This window comes from Candidatus Nitrosotalea bavarica, assembly GCF_900167955.1.
Taxonomy (GTDB): domain Archaea; phylum Thermoproteota; class Nitrososphaeria; order Nitrososphaerales; family Nitrosopumilaceae; genus Nitrosotalea; species Nitrosotalea bavarica.
Map to the genome: position 1 here is coordinate 1 of NZ_FUYK01000009.1, position 17289 is coordinate 17289.

At 36.1% G+C, this 17289-nt stretch carries 21 protein-coding genes; 4 read left to right on the forward strand and 17 right to left on the reverse strand.

Going from position 1 to position 17289, the window contains the following annotated elements:
• Positions 1-130: 130 nt before the first annotated feature.
• From C0Q33_RS06170 to C0Q33_RS06185, 4 genes are all read right to left on the reverse strand, one after another.
• Positions 131-703 carry a PEFG-CTERM sorting domain-containing protein gene (locus C0Q33_RS06170; RefSeq protein WP_165776457.1) on the reverse strand — a complete coding sequence of 191 codons (573 nt, stop codon included), beginning with the start codon at positions 701-703 and terminating at the stop codon, positions 131-133.
• Positions 704-953: 250 nt separating this feature from the next.
• Positions 954-1823, reverse strand: coding sequence for a metal ABC transporter permease (locus C0Q33_RS06175; RefSeq protein WP_101477737.1), 870 nt, complete (start codon positions 1821-1823; stop codon positions 954-956).
• A complete protein-coding gene (locus tag C0Q33_RS06180; protein ID WP_101477738.1) occupies positions 1816-2610 on the reverse strand; it encodes a metal ABC transporter ATP-binding protein in 795 nt (264 codons plus the stop codon). Before C0Q33_RS06180 ends, C0Q33_RS06175 begins: the two co-directional genes overlap by 8 nt.
• 3 nt (positions 2611-2613) lie before the next feature.
• A complete protein-coding gene (locus tag C0Q33_RS06185; RefSeq protein WP_165776458.1) occupies positions 2614-3579 on the reverse strand; it encodes a metal ABC transporter solute-binding protein, Zn/Mn family in 966 nt (321 codons plus the stop codon).
• A 91-nt stretch (positions 3580-3670) separates the two neighbouring features.
• Between C0Q33_RS06185 and C0Q33_RS06190 the strand changes: the two genes are divergently transcribed.
• Positions 3671-4054: a CopG family ribbon-helix-helix protein gene (locus C0Q33_RS06190; RefSeq protein ID WP_101477740.1), complete on the forward strand. Its 384-nt coding sequence runs from the start codon at positions 3671-3673 to the stop codon at positions 4052-4054.
• 23 nt (positions 4055-4077) lie between these two features.
• On the opposite strand, the gene pyrB is transcribed toward C0Q33_RS06190, so the two are convergent.
• Positions 4078-5010, reverse strand: a complete 933-nt coding sequence (gene pyrB, locus C0Q33_RS06195; RefSeq protein WP_101477741.1) for an aspartate carbamoyltransferase — start codon at positions 5008-5010, stop codon at positions 4078-4080.
• 43 nt (positions 5011-5053) lie between these two features.
• Between pyrB and pyrI the strand changes: the two genes are divergently transcribed.
• Positions 5054-5515: an aspartate carbamoyltransferase regulatory subunit gene (gene pyrI / locus C0Q33_RS06200; protein WP_101477849.1), complete on the forward strand. Its 462-nt coding sequence runs from the start codon at positions 5054-5056 to the stop codon at positions 5513-5515.
• Between the two features lie 5 nt (positions 5516-5520).
• Here pyrI and C0Q33_RS06205 read toward each other — a convergent pair whose 3' ends face one another.
• The 11 genes from C0Q33_RS06205 to C0Q33_RS06250 form a co-directional block, all read right to left on the reverse strand.
• The gene (locus C0Q33_RS06205) at positions 5521-7536 is read right to left on the reverse strand and encodes a V-type ATP synthase subunit I (protein ID WP_245867356.1); all 2016 of its coding nucleotides are present in this window, start codon (positions 7534-7536) and stop codon (positions 5521-5523) included.
• A 3-nt stretch (positions 7537-7539) separates the two neighbouring features.
• Positions 7540-7863: a hypothetical protein gene (locus C0Q33_RS06210; protein WP_101477742.1), complete on the reverse strand. Its 324-nt coding sequence runs from the start codon at positions 7861-7863 to the stop codon at positions 7540-7542.
• A gap of 1 nt (position 7864) precedes the next feature.
• Positions 7865-7990 carry a hypothetical protein gene (locus tag C0Q33_RS09595; protein WP_281258835.1) on the reverse strand — a complete coding sequence of 42 codons (126 nt, stop codon included), beginning with the start codon at positions 7988-7990 and terminating at the stop codon, positions 7865-7867.
• Positions 7983-8651 (reverse strand): V-type ATP synthase subunit D, encoded by a 669-nt coding sequence (locus C0Q33_RS06215; RefSeq protein ID WP_165776459.1) that lies wholly within the window; start codon positions 8649-8651, stop codon positions 7983-7985. The genes C0Q33_RS09595 and C0Q33_RS06215 overlap by 8 nt, the downstream gene beginning before the upstream one ends.
• A gap of 2 nt (positions 8652-8653) precedes the next feature.
• Complete coding sequence (locus C0Q33_RS06220) at positions 8654-10042, reverse strand: V-type ATP synthase subunit B (RefSeq protein WP_101477744.1); 1389 nt, start codon at positions 10040-10042, stop codon at positions 8654-8656.
• Positions 10043-11806, reverse strand: coding sequence for a V-type ATP synthase subunit A (locus tag C0Q33_RS06225; protein WP_101477745.1), 1764 nt, complete (start codon positions 11804-11806; stop codon positions 10043-10045).
• 9 nt (positions 11807-11815) lie between these two features.
• Positions 11816-12154, reverse strand: coding sequence for a V-type ATP synthase subunit F (locus C0Q33_RS06230; protein WP_101477746.1), 339 nt, complete (start codon positions 12152-12154; stop codon positions 11816-11818).
• Positions 12155-12158: 4 nt separating this feature from the next.
• Positions 12159-13226 carry a V-type ATPase subunit gene (locus tag C0Q33_RS06235; protein ID WP_101477747.1) on the reverse strand — a complete coding sequence of 356 codons (1068 nt, stop codon included), beginning with the start codon at positions 13224-13226 and terminating at the stop codon, positions 12159-12161.
• Positions 13226-13780, reverse strand: coding sequence for a V-type ATP synthase subunit E (locus C0Q33_RS06240; RefSeq protein ID WP_101477748.1), 555 nt, complete (start codon positions 13778-13780; stop codon positions 13226-13228). The genes C0Q33_RS06235 and C0Q33_RS06240 overlap by 1 nt, the downstream gene beginning before the upstream one ends.
• A gap of 12 nt (positions 13781-13792) precedes the next feature.
• Positions 13793-14113, reverse strand: a complete 321-nt coding sequence (locus C0Q33_RS09520; protein ID WP_245867358.1) for a F0F1 ATP synthase subunit C — start codon at positions 14111-14113, stop codon at positions 13793-13795.
• Positions 14114-14248: 135 nt separating this feature from the next.
• Positions 14249-15034 (reverse strand): sulfurtransferase, encoded by a 786-nt coding sequence (locus tag C0Q33_RS06250; RefSeq protein ID WP_101477749.1) that lies wholly within the window; start codon positions 15032-15034, stop codon positions 14249-14251.
• Between the two features lie 267 nt (positions 15035-15301).
• Between C0Q33_RS06250 and C0Q33_RS06255 the strand changes: the two genes are divergently transcribed.
• A complete protein-coding gene (locus C0Q33_RS06255; protein ID WP_101477750.1) occupies positions 15302-15982 on the forward strand; it encodes a hypothetical protein in 681 nt (226 codons plus the stop codon).
• Positions 15983-16088: 106 nt separating this feature from the next.
• On the forward strand, positions 16089-16655 hold the full coding sequence (locus C0Q33_RS06260) for a hypothetical protein (protein ID WP_101477751.1): 567 nt from the start codon (positions 16089-16091) through the stop codon (positions 16653-16655).
• A 10-nt stretch (positions 16656-16665) separates the two neighbouring features.
• On the opposite strand, the gene C0Q33_RS06265 is transcribed toward C0Q33_RS06260, so the two are convergent.
• Positions 16666-17220: a hypothetical protein gene (locus C0Q33_RS06265; RefSeq protein ID WP_101477752.1), complete on the reverse strand. Its 555-nt coding sequence runs from the start codon at positions 17218-17220 to the stop codon at positions 16666-16668.
• Between the last annotated feature and the right edge of the window lie 69 nt (positions 17221-17289).

Consider the following 17289-nt stretch of genomic DNA (forward strand, 5'->3'; position numbering starts at 1 on the left):
GTGTGATTCAGAGCTACTATAAAAATCTCTCAGCTAATTCCCTGAATTGAACTTGCTTGATACTAGAAAATTGCTTATGATAATTTCCTATAATATAAGATCACATTTTGAAATAAAAAGAAAGTTGATTTTAGAATCTAGGAATTACTCTAGTCTTTGCAGCAAACACTACAACGCTCAATACAGCAATTGCAAGAATTATTGATGCTACTGGACCAAATTCTGGTATGGTTGTATTGGTTAATGCAACTTGAGAAAAACTAAGTACTTCACCTTTAACACCTGTCCAGGTGGATGGATCTGTTGTCGGAAGACCAACACCTAGAAGTGTCATCTGGATATTGATTTGATCAGTAGATAAAAGATTCTGAGTAACCTGAATATCCATTCCAGTATGAGTATGAGCATGTTGATTTGATAATATAGTATCATTATCTTGTATGATAGTAATTGCATAATTCTGATGCTTTACAAAATTTCCATTACTGTCATTGAATTCAATTCCTAATACTAATGGTTGTCCACTTGTAAAAGCTGTTGTAGTTATTACAACGGTTGTACTATCAGAAGCTTTTGCAGTATATTCCATATTAGCATTTACAATATTACCTGATGAATCAATTTGCCCAAATGCTGGTGCTACACCTGCAACAGTAATTATAGATAATAGACCAAATAGTATACCTAATGTTTTTGGCTTCATTGTTTTGTATGCCCTAGACTTTGATAAAAACATGATTCTATCTCAATTGTTTTAATATCAAATTATTACTCATAGAATATACTATAAAGATCAAAATTTGATTTTGTAATTAAATTTTAGAATATTCAATAGTTTTTAGTACAAATTTGTTTCTTAATCTCAATGACTTTATTCTAAAATACTTGAAGATTTTCTTTCTAATAAGGAATAAAAAAATTAAACGATATCACTTTCTTGTATTAACATACAATCACTGAAAATTAGTCTGATAAATTTTCTTTGGTTTAATTCTTTGATAAACGAACCGAACAAACAAGTAGAAAACAAACACTATGCTTGTTATGAAAAAACTTACCGGATACGGCTCATAAAATGAAATAAAGAGTCCCAACCATGTTGCCATTAGAGCAATAACTACAGAGATTATGATAACTCGCTGTGGTCGTTTTGCTAATCGTTGAGCGGTTGCCGCTGGTGTAACCATTAGTGAGAAAATAAGAAGAACACCTACTACTTGAACAGCAATCGATGCCGCAACTGCAACTAAAAGCATGAAAATAATACCAAGCAAAAGCACCGGCATTCCCTTTGCTTCTGCTACTTCTTCATCAAGTGATGAGAATAAAAGCGGTCTATATACAACCGCTACTGCAGCTAAAATTATTGAACCGGCAACAAGTGTCAAAAGAGCATCGTTGCTACTAATGCCCAGTATTTCTCCAAACAAGATAGAGTATGCTTCAGTTGCATAACCAGTATAGAGACTGATGAATAATACGCCCATACCTAGCATGAATGCAAGAACTATACCGATCTGAGTATCACGATGGGCTGCGCGAGAACCAAGTATAGCCATCACAAAGCCACTGACACTTGTAGACAACAAGAGTCCAAAAACAGGTCTGATTCCAAATAATACTGCTCCTGCTGCACCAGCAAAACCAATGTGAGCAAGTGCATGCGCTGCAAACGACGAACGACGCAACACAACAAAATATCCAACAATACCTGCTATGATTGCGACTATTGTTCCTGCCTCAAATGCATGTTGCATAAACTCAAACTGAAACATCTTTTGCAAGTCAGCAAGTAAATTGATGCTGAAGGGAATACTATTCATGGCCATGGCTGTCCTCAATACCTATAATTGCAATATTACCCTTGGAATCTTTTAGTACTTCAATAGGAACCCCGTACAAAGCAGTGAGAGACTCGGATGTCAGGACTTCTTTTGGCTTCCCGGTTGCCAGCTTGCCATTGGCGATGTAAACCACTTTATCAAGAAACGGTAAAAGAGGATTAATGTTATGAGCAATCAGTAATGCTGTTACGTTACGCGATCGAACCACGTTATTGACAAGTTGCAACAATTCTTTCTCGCGCCTCATGTCAAGATTTGACAATGGCTCATCGAGTAATAATATATCTGGATTACTTACCAATGCTTCGGCTAGAAATATCCTCTGTAGTTCTCCACCTGACAATACACTGAGGGGATGATGTGCTAGATCTTTCGCTCCAACAGCTTCCAATGCATCAAAAGCGACTTTACGATCCTTTTGTGAAAACAAATTAAAACCCCACTGTTTGCCTGAAAAACCTAATCGTACTAATTCAAGTGATTCAATATTAGTTTCGCTGTCAATTGTATGACGCTGTGGCACATAACCAATCTGCGGATTTCCACGCTTAGGCAGGGCATTAAATATCTCAATAGTGCCGCTAATTGGTTGCTGCAAGCCAAGAAGCAAACGAAATAGAGTTGTCTTGCCTGCTCCGTTAGGACCAATAATGGCCACAAACTCACCACGATCAATGTCAAAACTGGCGTCACTCCAGACGGTCTTGTCCTGATAGCCGGCTACCACGTGCTCAGCTGTAATAATCTTGGAATGTAATGTGCTCATTTATCATTTTCCGAGGGCTTGGGCATTAAGTGCGTTTTGGAGAGTAAGTAATTCTCCATTCATCCAATCTTGGAACGAAACATCTGGTGGTTGTATGGTTTCCGTTACACCAACAGTTGGAATGCCTTCTTTAGCAGCAAGTGCCTTGATACTTTGCGTGAGTGGTGTTACTGTTTGTTCGTTGTAGACCAATACTGTCAAATTTCCGCCCTGGCCCTGAAGCTGCTGCTGAAATTGTACAACGCTCTGTGCCGACGGATCGTTTCCTTCAGCAACAGATTCCATAAATTCAGGAGGAGATACAAGGTCAAGACCTGTAGCGTTTGCAATATATACAAAGATGCTCTCTGTAGATGCTACTCGTGTTCCATGGAACTGCTGCTTGATCTCGTTGATTCTACTGTTATATTGTCCAAGTGATGCATTCAGGTTAGTATACTGTTGTGTATAATATGCAGTATTAGTGGGATCAATAGAAACAAGATCTGAATACATCTTATTCACAGTTTCATTCACATAAGTAGGGTCATACCAAAAATGAGGATTGTCACCACTTTTTTTTCCTAGAAGATCTGCCACATTCAAAACTTTTTGATTTGAATTATTGCTTGCTGCAATAATTTTTAGAGCCCAATCGTCATACCCAGCTCCATTAACAATTACAAAATTAGCAGTTGCAATTGCTTGAGCATCTGCACTGTTGCTTTCATATTCATGTGGATCTGCATTAGGATCTGAAACAACACTCAACACTTGGACATGCGTTCCTCCAAGCTGAGATATTAAACTACCCCAAAAATTTTCAGCGGCAACTATTTGTATTTTTGATGTTGAACTCGAACTGGCAGACGATATTGCACTTTGTGTGTTTTGCTGTTGGGAAATATTAGTACTTGTTAAAACAACAACAGCTATGATGATTGCAGCTGTAATCCCACCAATGATTTCTACTTGTGTGAGTTTTTTCAACACTAATTTTGTTCTTAAGTTATTAATAAATTTATAAAATGTTAATAATTTTTACTATTAAACTTATAAGATACTTAATAACACAAATTTCATGCCAATAGTCTCTATATCTCTCAATGACGAGATACTTTCCGAATTAGACAGGATACAAAAAACAATGGGGTTTTCTGGCAGGTCTGAAATTATTCGAGCAGGCATACGAAACCTAGTGGCAGAAGAAAAACAGCATGGCACACTGTCTGGATCAATTCATGCTATTCTCATGGTTGTTCATGATGAAGAATCAGAACAAGTTGTAACTGGAATCAAACACAATCATGAAGATTTGATTGGTACTCATCTACATAGTAAAGTAGATGGTAACAAATGCATGGAACTTTTCTTGCTACATGGAGATGCCTCAAAGATTAGTATAATGACACGAGACTTTCAGACAAACAAAAAGATGGACAATGTCAAACTAGTTGCAATGTAAAAAATTTTATTTCTTTAATAAAATTATATTCCGTTTTCATTTAGAATTAATGCAAGAAGTGCGGCACGTGTATCTTTTCCATATTGTGCTTGTTTAAAATACTTGGCCTGCTTTGTAGAATCAATCTCTGGAGATATCTCATCAAGACGCGGTAGCGGATGCATTATGATGGCATCATCTTTTATTTTCTTTACAAGTTCTGTACCAATTTTGTAGCTTCCTCTTACTTTGACATATTCTTCAATGTCAGCAAATCTTTCCTTTTGTATTCTTGTTACATATATTACATCTAGATCTTCAATATTTTCTTCCAGATCACTAGTCTCAGTATACTGAAGTTTTTTTCTTATTTCATAAGTTGAATCAGATCGGATTTTAAGTGAAGGAGGAGATATCAGTTTTACATTGACATTGTAATTGCTCAGAGCATACAAAAGAGAGTAGACGGTTCTTCCATATTTTAGGTCACCAACAATTCCTATTTTGAGACCGTCAATTTTCTTTTTTTCTTTTCTAATTGTATAAAGATCAAGTATTGCCTGTGTTGGATGCTCTTCTGTGCCACTTCCTGCATTAATCAGGGGTTTTTCTGAAATTTCTGCTGCAAATCTGCTAGAACCATCAAGTTGGTGCCTAAGAATCAAGACATCGGAATACAAAGACATGATTTTTACTGTATCTGCAAGACTTTCACCCTTTTTTGCAGAAGATGATGAGGCATCAGATATTCCAAGGGAAGTGCCCCCGATTGAGGCCATTGCTGCCTCAAAGCTTAATCTGGTTCTAGTACTAGGTTCAAAGAATAGATATCCAAGTGTCTTTCCACGTACAAGTTCCCTTCTCTCATTTGGGTTCATCTCAATTATTTTGTCAGTTGCTTGGAAAACAGTTTCAAACTTTTGTTTATCAAAATCTCTCACTGAGACAATATCTTTTTGGAAAAAAGAATTGCTCATTAGCAATTCACTATTATATATGAGTAGTATACAAACTATTCCAATGTCAGAGTCTGATCTTATCGTAAGGAGAATCAAAAATGGAACTGTAATTGATCATATTGAATCTGGAAAAGGATTGAAAGTATTGAGTGCATTGGGAATAGACGGGAGAGATGGTAATGTAATTACAATTGCACTAAATGTTCCAAGCTCCAAAGTTGCAAAAAAAGACATCATAAAAGTTGAGAATAAATTTCTACAAGATACAGATACAAATAAACTTGCACTTATTGCACCAAAGGCTACAGTAAACATAATTCGAGATTACAAATTAGTTGAGAAGAGACGTGTTGCCTTGCCAAATCAAATAGAGAGAATTTTTCGATGTTCAAATCCAGATTGTATAACAAATAGTGATGAGGATATTCAACCCATCATGGACGTTGTTGACAAAACAGGACTTGTTCTAAGATGCAGATATTGTACAAGAACTTTGGACGTTAATGAATTAAAATATTATTAAAATTTCTATTTCTTTTCTATTTGCATTTCGTATTGGTCAAAGGTAAACTTTCTTGCAGTTCCAAATGGTTTGAATGCTCTTCCATTACCATGATAGAACTTTGAGAAGAATTCAACGTAGATTAACCTAGCTCCCTGAATACCTGGTTCAAAGACACCAATTACAATATTGAATATGTGACCTATGAAGAGTATTATTGTTCCAAGAATAATGAAAGGAATTGAATGATGTAATGTTTTCATAAAGATAAAGTCAATTACATCAGCCAAGATAACAGATGCCAAAAGAATACCAACAAGTCTGGTGTATGAGAGTATGTGACTTACAATGGATGGCAATTCCATGATTGCTCTTGGACCTTCTCCTACAAACATTAGTCCAATTCCACCTATCATCAAGCCTATGTAGGCTGCACCTTGTGCACTATGTACGGGGTTAACATGTTGATGATGCATTAGTGCAAGTCCAAAGAGTACTACACCCCAACCAAAGAGTAACCAGCCTACTTTACCAATCGCATGTTTTTTGAGACCTTCACGCAAACTGTTCAAAATACCAAGAATTAGACCAAATGTGACCATTCCAAGACCAATGTATCCACTAATTAGCAATAGTTTTCTTAGGCTAGTAATTGGACTGAATATTGTTCCATCTGCTGGAAGATGCAAACCTAAATGGCTATTGAGAAAACCAAATAGGTAACCGTTAAGATGGAATCCAAAGTAGAGGTTAAACACAAATCCTAATCCTATTGCAATGATAGCACCCGGTGTCATTGCTTTTGCAAGTTTTACCATCTGTCGTCTTTTCAATATATTCAGTGCAAACTTTCGCAACATACCCGGCATAATGTTAATGTCTCTCTTTCCACCTTCGATTCTTCGAATAACCCACCGACAAACTAGAAGTATAAAAAGTCCATATCCTGCATCTCCTACCATCATACCATAGAATATCGGGAAGAGTATACCAAAGATGAGTGTAGGATCAAATTCTTTGCCTTGTGGTAAAGAATAGAATCGGATAAAAGCCTCAAACAGTTTGAATCTTTTTGGATTATCAAATTGTGTCGGAGGATGCTCGTCTGTTTCAAGTTCAAACAGCATTGTACCTTTGGTATGTTTTTCAAATACTGCTCTTAGTTGATTTACCTTTGATTTTGGTATCCAGCCTTCAAGTGCAAACGAGTCGGATGTAACTCCCAAGTTATCAATGACTTCAAGTTTTCTATTCTCAATTTCGAGTTGCTCCTCTATGCATACGATATTAACATAATGAGTCTTTGAGATTTCATCTAGCTGTATCTCAACTTCTTTTAGTTTTTGTGAGATCTCGGACTGTTTTGTTTTGAGTTTTTGAATTAGATGATCTGCCTTTCCATCTAGTTTTGGAACTGCCTCTAACTTTACATCATATTCTTGAACTATAGTGGCAAGTGCATGTGGTGGAAAGTTTGGAAATGTGACAAGAACCATACTTGTGGTATCTTTTCCTTCTTTAGTATTGATAAAAACATCTTGACTGTTAACATCAAGTGCCTTTTTAAAAGCAGAATAGTTCTTTGAATTCATTCTACCAAAGTAAGAGTGGGCCATCTTTAATTGAAGAACACTAAAGTCTTCTGGGAAAAATGAGAACTCTTCAACTAGTTTTATATTATTTTCTGTCTCGTTATGTTGTGTCAGAAGACTTTCCTTTTCTTTTTCCAAGGTTGCAACTTTGTCATCTATATTGATAGATTTTGTAGCCTGCATAATTTGGTCTACAGAGATAAATCTTTGGCACTGTGTTGCCTCTATTGGAGGAAGTACAGTTTTCAGAGCCTTCATTCGTAAAAGTTGATCTGAAACTTGTCTGAATTGGTCATTATCACGCTCATTTCTTAGCAAGGGAATTACTTCTTTTGAGAGCGGTTCTAACTGTACAACATTAAGATCGTGTAAAATAGACACTACAGTTTGATTTTCTTTTCGCAGTCCAAGCACTGCAATTTTTTCCATGGGTACTGGTTTTAGAACCAAGATCTATACCTCTTTTAGTAAAATATCAATTATTTCTTTAACTATATGAGAATCAATTTTTGAAGAAATTGTTTTTGCCTTATTTTTTGCCTCTTCTACAATTTTTTCTGTTTCAGCATTTGCTTTCTTTCTTGCCTGTTCCATAGATGATTCAACTAATTTTTCTCCATCTGATTTTGCAGTTGTAATTGATTGAGTAACATGAATTTCTAAATTTCTTAATTCCTCTACTACTTTCTTCTTTTGCTCATCAATTTCTTTTTGAATCTTATCTTCTGCTTCTTTTATTTTTGCAAGTGAATGTACATATTTTTCTGATGTAGACATTTTAAACTCCCCAAAAGTGCTTGCTTGCATACAGTGCCAAGCCGATTGTAGCAAGAATATTTCCTAGCTTAAATGCTCTGATTATCATAAAGAACTTTCTCTGTTGGGCATTTACAAATCTAGGCAAGAATTTCTTTCTCCTTTTTCAGTAAAGCTTCTTGTTCTCTTTCTCCCATCTTTCGTTTTACAGTCTTTAGCATCATGAAAGTATCTCGTTCCATCTCATCTAGTCGGAATATGATGAATTTGATTGCAGCGAGCAATCTGGGGATGAATACGTTTTCAATAGCATTAGATTTTCTTTTTGTTTTTTCAATCTCAAGTAATAGTTTACGAAGTGTTGTTTCCTTTTCTGCTACATCAAGAACCATCTTGTGTACATTCTGAAATGCTTTGATTGCTTCATTAATTGATGGAGGCAATTCCAAGAGGTGTTCTGTGAGTGCTTGATTGCTTTTTCCACCCTCAATCTTTGGAATTCGAACACCCATAACGTTCTTTGGAGTAATATGTAATTTATTTAATTGTGGGATCTTCATGGCTTCGTTTTCTAGTCTCATAGCGCCAGCAAGCATCTCAGCCATTCGAATGGCTTGATATCCTTTTACTAGTTCTGCTTGAAGACCGCTTCTAAGTGAGGCCACACTCTTGCTGGTGTTAAAGAACTCCAAAATTAGCGCTTGTCTTTTTAGCTTGAGTAATTTTAGACCTTTTTTTGCAACAATGATTCTTCGTTTTGTACGGATGTATTCAAGACGGGTTGGTCTAATGTTAATTACTGATGGCAATTTTATGCACCTGCACCAGATTTCTTTCTGTACTTTTCGATTAATTCTGGCTTGATACGATTAAGTTCAGAGTCTGATAATTCACTTAGTAGTTCCCAGCCAATATCCAAAGTTTGTTCAATTGAACGGTTCTCGTCCATTCCTTGGTTGACAAATTTTCTTTCAAAGTCATTAGCAACTTTCATGAATTTCCTATCAAGGTCACTAAGAGCTTCTTCACCTACGATTGCAGCCAATGATCTTGCATCTTTACCCTGTGCATAAGATGAATAAAGTTGGTCTGCAAGGCTTCGGTGATCTTCTCTTGTACTTCCCTTCCCAATACCTTGGTTCATCAAACGTGAAAGACTTGTCAAGACATCCACGGGAGGGTGAATATCTCCTCTGTGTAGATCTCGACTCATGACAATCTGTCCTTCTGTAATGTAACCAGTAAGATCTGGAATTGGGTGAGTGATATCGTCTGCAGGCATTGTAAGAATTGGAATCTGAGTAACAGAACCGTTTCTTCCCTTGATTTTTCCCGCTCTTTCGTATAATGATGACAAGTCAGTGTACATGTAACCAGGATATCCTCTTCTTCCTGGAACTTCTTCTCTTGCAGCAGAAATTTCTCTTAATGCTTCACAATAGTTTGTCATATCAGTCATAATTACAAGAACATGCATGTCTCTTTCATAAGCAAGATATTCTGCAGTAGTTAATGCAAGTCTTGGAGTAAGTAGACGCTCCATTGATGGGTCAGATGAGAGATTTAGAAATAGTGCAGTTCTTCCAAGTGCTCCACTTTCTTCAAATTGTTTTACGAAAAAGTTTGCTTCTTCACTTGTAATTCCCATTGCTGCAAAGACTACTGAAAAGTTCTCTGAGCCTCCGAGAACTTTGGCTTGTCTTGCAATCTGTGCTGCAAGTAAGTTATGAGGAAGACCTGCACCTGAAAATATTGGAAGTTTCTGACCTCTGACTAGAGTATTCATTCCATCAATGTTAGACATTCCAGTTTGGATGAATTCAGATGGTTCTTCTCTTGAATATGGGTTAATACCAGAACCTACCAAGTCAACTTTGGTTTTAGAAACAATTTTTGGACCATTATCTTTTGGATTTCCAAGACCGTCAAATACACGACCCAACATTTCGTCAGATACTGCCAACTGTGCAGTCTCTCCAAGGAATCTTACTGATGTATCACCAATGTTAAGACCTAGTGTTGCACCAAAGACCTGAACAACTGCAAGACCTTGTCTTGTATCAAGAACTTGACCTTGTCTTCTTTCACCATTTGGTAGTTTTATTTCTACCATTTCACCATAAGCTGCATTTTCTACACCCTCTACAAACATTAGAGGACCTGCAATCTTTGAAATTGTTTTGTATGAAATATCAGTCATTTATCGTGTTGCCTCCGTTAATAATGTTAAAAATTCTTGTTGCATTTTGCTTTTTGTGTCCTTTACTAGTTGTTCAACTTGATCTTCCTTTGTCCATTTAATTTTCGATATCATTTTTCTTGATTCTAACTGGCCAATCTTTACAGATGTAATTCCTTTCTTGATTGCATCTGCTTCCATCTTACCAAATTCTAAGATTGTAGATAGCATTAAGAATTGTTTTCCAATTGATGTGTATGTATCCACATCATCGTATGCACTCTGCTGAAGATAGTCTTCTCTAATTGATCTTGCAGTATCTAGTACACCTTTTTCTGGTTCTGGAAGTGCGTCGTAACCTACAAGCTGAACAATTTCTTGCAACTCAGATTCTTTTTGTAAAATTTCAAGTGCTTCTTTTCTTGATGAAATCCATGTTGCTGATACATTATTCTTGTACCAATCTCCCATGCCGTCTGCATAAAGTGAATAGCTGGTTAGCCAGTTAATTGACGGAAAGTGTCTTCTTGATGCCAAGCTTGCGTCAAGTGCCCAGAAAACTCTTGTTACTCTAAGTGTGTTTTGAGATACTGGTTCTGAAAAGTCACCACCTGGTGGAGATACTGCACCGACAAGTGTAAGAGAACCTACACGCTCTTCAGGTGAAATTACAACTGCTTTTCCACCTCTCTCATAAAATTCTGCCAGTCTTCTACCTAGATAAGCTGGATATCCTTCTTCACCTGGCATTTCTTCTAGTCTACCAGAAATTTCTCTGAGTGCTTCTGCCCATCTTGAAGTACTGTCTGCCATTAATGCAACACCGTATCCCATATCACGATAATATTCTCCCATTGTAATACCAGTGTAGATACTTGCTTCACGTGCAGCTACTGGCATGTTAGAAGTATTAGCAACAAGAATTGTACGCTCCATCAAAGGTCTCTTTGATTTGGGGTCTTCAAGTTTTGGAAATGTTGTAAGAACCTCAGTCATTTCATTTCCTCTTTCTCCACAACCTACATAGACAATCACATTACTGTCAGCCCATTTTGCAAGCTGCTGCTGAGTTACTGTCTTTCCACTTCCAAATGGACCTGGAATTGCAGCTGTGCCACCTTTTGCAACTGGGAAGAAAGTATCAAGTACTCTTTGTCCAGTAAGCAATGGTTCCTCCGGAGGTAACTTGCGTAGAACTGGTCTTGGAGTTCTTACAGTCCACCAGCTGGACAGACCAATTTCTGTCTTGGTTCCATTTTGTACGGTTGCAACAATATCATTAACAGTATACTTGCCTTCAGAAATATCAGTCAGTATTCCTTTAACATTGTAAGGAACCATTATTTTATGCATGATAAGTGGAGTTTCTTGAACTTCACCAATTATTTCTCCAGGCGAAACATGATCTCCTTTTTTCTTTAATGGAACAAAGTCCCATTTTATTTTCTGGTCTAGTGCAGGAATGACTTTTCCTCTACTGATAAAATCACCACTTTGTTCTCTTAGAATATCTAATGGTCTTTGGATTCCGTCATAAATTGATTTTAGTAAACCTGGTCCAAGCTGCATTGAGAGTGGTCTTTTTGTATTGATTACCTTCTCTCCTGGGCGAAGACCAGTTGTATCTTCATAAACTTGAACTGTTGCCTTGATTCCGTCGATTTTAATTATTTCTCCTACTAGTCCCATATCACCAATGCGAACAACGTCAAACATTTGTGCGCCTTCAAGGCCACTTGCGATTACTACAGGACCTGAGATTCTTGTGATTATTCCTTCAGCCATTTATCATCATCAACTCGAGGGTATACTTATTCCTAACACTCTCTTTGCTAGTACAGCAATAGATTCTTCTTGAATATTACCTTCTAAAGCAGGCATGAATATTACCAAAGGTTCGATCGAACCTTCGATCTTTTTCCTAAAGATCGCAGGAAGGCTACTTCGAACAACATCACTTACAATAATTAGACTATAGTTACCGGATGCAAAGAGATCTTGAATTATCTTGCTTGCCTCTTCGCCACTTGTAATGAAGGTGTCTTCTATTCCTAGAAGATTATATCCTATAACAAGTTCTCGCTCTCCTACTACTGCTATTTTTCCACTGGTTTCAGATTGTTGTTTTGACATTTTCTCACTCTATTAGTAATAATGAATTAATGTATTCGGGGGATAGGTTATAGCGTTTACCATAAGCGATCCTTTTGATATTTTCACGCTCGTGTTCTGTGTTGATGATAAAGTAGAATATAGTACCAATTGAAAGTGCAATATTTTTCAATTTTTTGACATATTCAGAATTTATGAATTTATCCAATGCAATTTCAAAGTCAATCAGACTCTTTGATTGCTTGTATTGTGCTAGTGCGTTGACTAGCATGAATCTATTTTCGACTCTACCTACAATTTCTGCCACATCTTTTGCTCCATATACATCTAACAATTCATTTTTGGTAATTTTTCCACCTTCGACTAGATGTTTGCTTACTATATCCTTGTCAAGATCAGATTCTTTAGCTTTGAGGATACTGAGAATATTCTTTTTATCTATTTCTGTTCTTATCAGATCACGAATTATTCCCTCATCACCTTGGAAGAATTTGAGTGACTCTAGCAAATTATGATAATAGAAAGACTGGAGTGCAGACATCATAGGTCCGAGATCGCCTGTCTTTTGATATATTTCTAGATGTTGCATCAAAACTGTTCCATAATTGTATTTTACAAGCTGATGTACAACACCATCAACTCCAGTTTGAGATAAAATTATTTTCATCTCATCATGTGAGATATTTCCAGCAGATATTCCTGCAGGAACATTTCTGCTTGAGACAAGAAATGATTCTGTCTCTGAGATTGGTCTTCCCATACTCTTTGCAGAGAGTATAAGTTCAATATTGTAAATATCCCATTTTGAAAGATATGCCCTGACAGCAGACTTGCCACTAAATGGAGTTGCTTCCAATGCAGTTTTGTTGATATATACAAGATGTCTGTTAAGTGCAACTTCTAATAATTCGGATTGTTTGAAAATTGTTGCAGCCTTTTCAATTTCTGTTTTATACCAAGTAGACTCAAGCGTCTTTACCATCTCAGTCTCGTCTTTTGCCTTCATTAGATTTTGTATTGTTTCTTTTGAAAGAAGATTAAGTGAAATTGCTTGTAGTCTACCAAATGATGATGCGTATTGTGATGTTGGCATTACATTTTCTCCGAGAGGAAGCTCTTGACTTGGTCTTCATTGGTTCTAAGTAATTCTTCAAAAGTAAGGTCCAATTCTCTTGTTCCTTCTTTGTTTTCTGCAATGATTCCACCAAGGGTCTTGATTGACTTGCTTGTGGTTACTCCAAGTTCTTTGAGAATTGATTTGTCTTCTTCTCGGCAATGAACGATAATATTTTGACCAAGTTTCTTTTTTGAATTGCTAACCATAGTTTCAAGAGCTTTCTTGTACTGTGGACTCTTTGAATAATTTTCAATCTCTTGTTGTATTACGGTAAAAGCAGATTGCATATTGGCATTTATAGCATCAAACATTATTTTCTTTGCTTGGAGTTTTGAAGCTTCGATTATTCTTGCTTGTTCTCTTTCTGATTTTATTTTGGCCTCAGTTGAAAAACGTTCTTGAATCTCTTTGATAGTGTGATTCATCTCTGATTGGAGCTTTGATTTTTTTTCAGCCAGATCTTTTTCAAGACCATCAAGCTCTTTTCGCTTTCTACTCTCTATCTCTTGAATGAACGTTTCAATGCTCATTACTGAAAACCACTATAGTATGCCAAGTAACAATATGATTCCTAATACGAAACCAATAATCCAAAGAGTTTCTGGAATGACAAAGAAGAACAATACCTGACCAAACTTCTCTGGTTTCTCAGCAATAATACCCATACCGGCTGCACCAATACCCTGTTGTGCATTACCAGTACCAATAAGACCACCTGCGATTGCAATTGCGGCTGCAATTGCCAAAAGTGGTTTTGTTAATCCGCTACTAGTAGTAGAAGTGTCGGCTGCAAATGCTGGAGTTGTTGACACAAATGTTGATAGTGCAATTGTCAATCCCGCAGCTATAACTAAAAGCGACAATTTTGAACGCTTGTTAAGCACCATCACCAAAGGCTCATTGAAAGAGGCTATATTAATCTAATTCTTGCAAAGTAAATTTTATGTTTTTGAAATTAACAAATGTGCGCTCATCGTACATTTTTTATAATAATTAGATTAAGTTTTTGAAAGTTCTATTGGCAAGTCAAGTTTGTTTCCCCACTCACCCCAAGAACCAAGATAGACCTTGACATTTTTGAAACCAAGTAATTTTAATGCTACAAAAGAATTCGCTGCACGATATCCTCCCTGACAATATGTTATAATTTCATCATCTTTTGAAAAATTATACGTCTTGGCAAGATCCTCATTTGATTTCATAGTACCGTCATCATTTACATTTAGCATCCAATCAATATTGATAGCAGTTGGGATGTGTCCCTTTCTTGCAGCCCTGATTGTGACTCCATTGTATTCATCTTTGCCTCTTGCATCAAGAAGCTTGATTTTGCCAATCTTTTTGTTGATGTATTCATAACCTGCAATTACATCTTTGTTAATCTTGCCTGAAAATTTTTCTGGTTTGAATCCATTTGTCTTGGTTTCTGTAACAAGACCAAGACTCTTCCATTTCTTAAATCCCCCATCTAACATGAATGTATTAGGGTGTGAAAAATACATCAGAGTCCAGACACCCCTTGCTGCACTCATTCCAGAAATTTCATCATAAAATACAACTGTCTTGTTATTTGTCACACCCAAAAAAGAGAGAAGATTTTCCATCTGTTTTTCAAATGCATTTATTCCATCTTTTGAGGTATCAGACCAATGATAATAGAAAAAATCAAGATTTACAGCACCTGGAATGTGTCCTTCCAAATAATCCTTGTATGATCTTGAATCAACAAGAATTAAATCTGGTTTTTCAATCTTCTTTAGCAATTCATTAGGTGAGATTAGCATATTTCATATCTAAGATGAGGGTAACCTAAATCCCTTTTCACATTTGTCAAGTAAACCATATGACAAAATAAAAAACACATGAAATTTTTTACAAATACACATAGAACATATTTGAAGAAAAAGAAAATTGTTATAATTTTCACATGCCACAAATTCTTATATCTTGGTAAAATAGGATAATATCACAAAATGAAAATTCTAGATTATCAAACCATGAAAAATTATTGGCTTGTAATACAAGAGTCATTTTAAAAATAGTGAGTAATAATGACAAAGATAAAAAAACAAAGTCCAAGTCTATCAGTTTTTCGGACTTTTAAGACAAAGGATAAAGAGTTTACAGGTGAAGCGATGCGACAGCGAGGAATAATTATTCATCTTGCAGCCGAGACTTTACCAACAAGAAAGACACGTACTGCAATTGCACACAAGCTTGCTGAACTAAACGGAACTACATGGCAGAATATCTACTCTGGAATTTTTAGAGATTTAGACGAAATTCTCCTTCCTCTGGAATTAGTAGAAGAAGCTGGGAGGCTGCCAATAAAGCGCGGCCCAAAAGCGCTCCAAGAGCAGGGAGTTCCATATTATCAACTAACTGACAGTGGGTTGCTTGTTGCAGCTTCTGTATCAGAGACAGACAAGGAAAGAACTCAGATCATGAATAAATTTCTTGAAAAAGATTCTAACACAAGGGAGAAGGATTTGAAGAATGCAATTATTACATTACTTGACATTGCGCCAAATTTTGTTTTGCTAGTATTAAGAAGATATGTAGAGTCATACAGTGATGGAAAGATTGACAATCTTGTTCCATTCAACACGGAGCACATCAAAAAGGCCTTTGATGATACATTAAATGCTCAAAGGGAGCTCTTGGAAGGATTTGCGTCTTTATCCAACCATGACAGAGAGCCAATCATAGACTTCCTCAAGAAAGTAGGCTAGTCTCAAAAATAATTAAAATCCCTTTCCAAAAGAGCTTGATAATATTGATAATGTCATCTAAAGCCGCTTCTGGCAAATTATGTCATATTGAAAAAAAGTGATTAATATGACAGATGAGCTAATTGAAAATATAACGTACTTGATAGATTCTAAGAAGGGAGATATTGGAAGACTAGGCTATATTCTAAGTGCATTACAGGATGGTAAATCACTTTACAATTCTGATAAAAAATATCTTGATTCACTGATTGTAACATACATGGGTTCCTCGAAGAAAAAATTTGGAGAGCAAAAATCTGTTGAAGAACTCAAAGCTGAGCTTGTAAGAGTAAAAGATAGACTAGAAAAATTCGAGAAACGCGGATACAAGAAACCTGTTGGAAGAAAAGCAGGATTTTTCTTTGTTACATGTTTCTTTGGATGGCATGCCATTATTACACTACTTGGTAGGGGATCTCTGATCAACATACAGGATATCAATCCATATCTCTTACCACTGTATTATCTAGAAAAGGTAATCCCAGGACAATATCTAAACTATGTGTATCAATTCAATCTAACCATACCAAAGATTGTAGAACTTGCATGGATAGTAATGATGTTTACTTGGATAATACTTGGTTTTGCTTATTTAGGAAAATTCATTCGTTCAAGATACAACCCTAATCGTTAGGAACTAATTTTTATTTAAAATCAAAATCTTTAGAGTAGTCCTGTCCAGCAAGGGGCGAATGTGTTGAGTAATATGTAGTTCCATTAATTCTAATCTGTGCAGTACCACTTTGAAGTGCTGACCAAATCTGTGGATTATTTCCATCATTGATTAGTTGTGCCTGACTTGTAATTATCTCAGAGTTGTGCTGTGTAAGAGGCAAGTATGTTGAACTATCTGATGCTCCTTCATATTTTTCTCCATATTGGCCGTGTCCAATCGAAACACCGTTTACATAAATATCATAGCTTAGCATTTCAATAATCAAAGTATTGTCATTTGGATTTGTCAAATTAAATTTAGTCTCTATTGTTGCAGCCCTATTTGTTACAGACAATACAGATGAGCCATTGTATTTCATATCAAGTGGTTTTACTTCAGTTAATACTGATGTTAATGCAGATGGGGTATTATCATTATTAGATATCATGTTCTTAAGAAGACCTGAGCTTGGAAGAACGGCAACTATACCAAGTATTGCAACTATAACTCCTATAGCAACATAAACTAAAATTTTCTTCTCCATGAATATTTTACTAATTGTTCAATTCTTAAATGTTGAGTTGAAAACGCTTATAGTAAAAGTTTCAAAAGA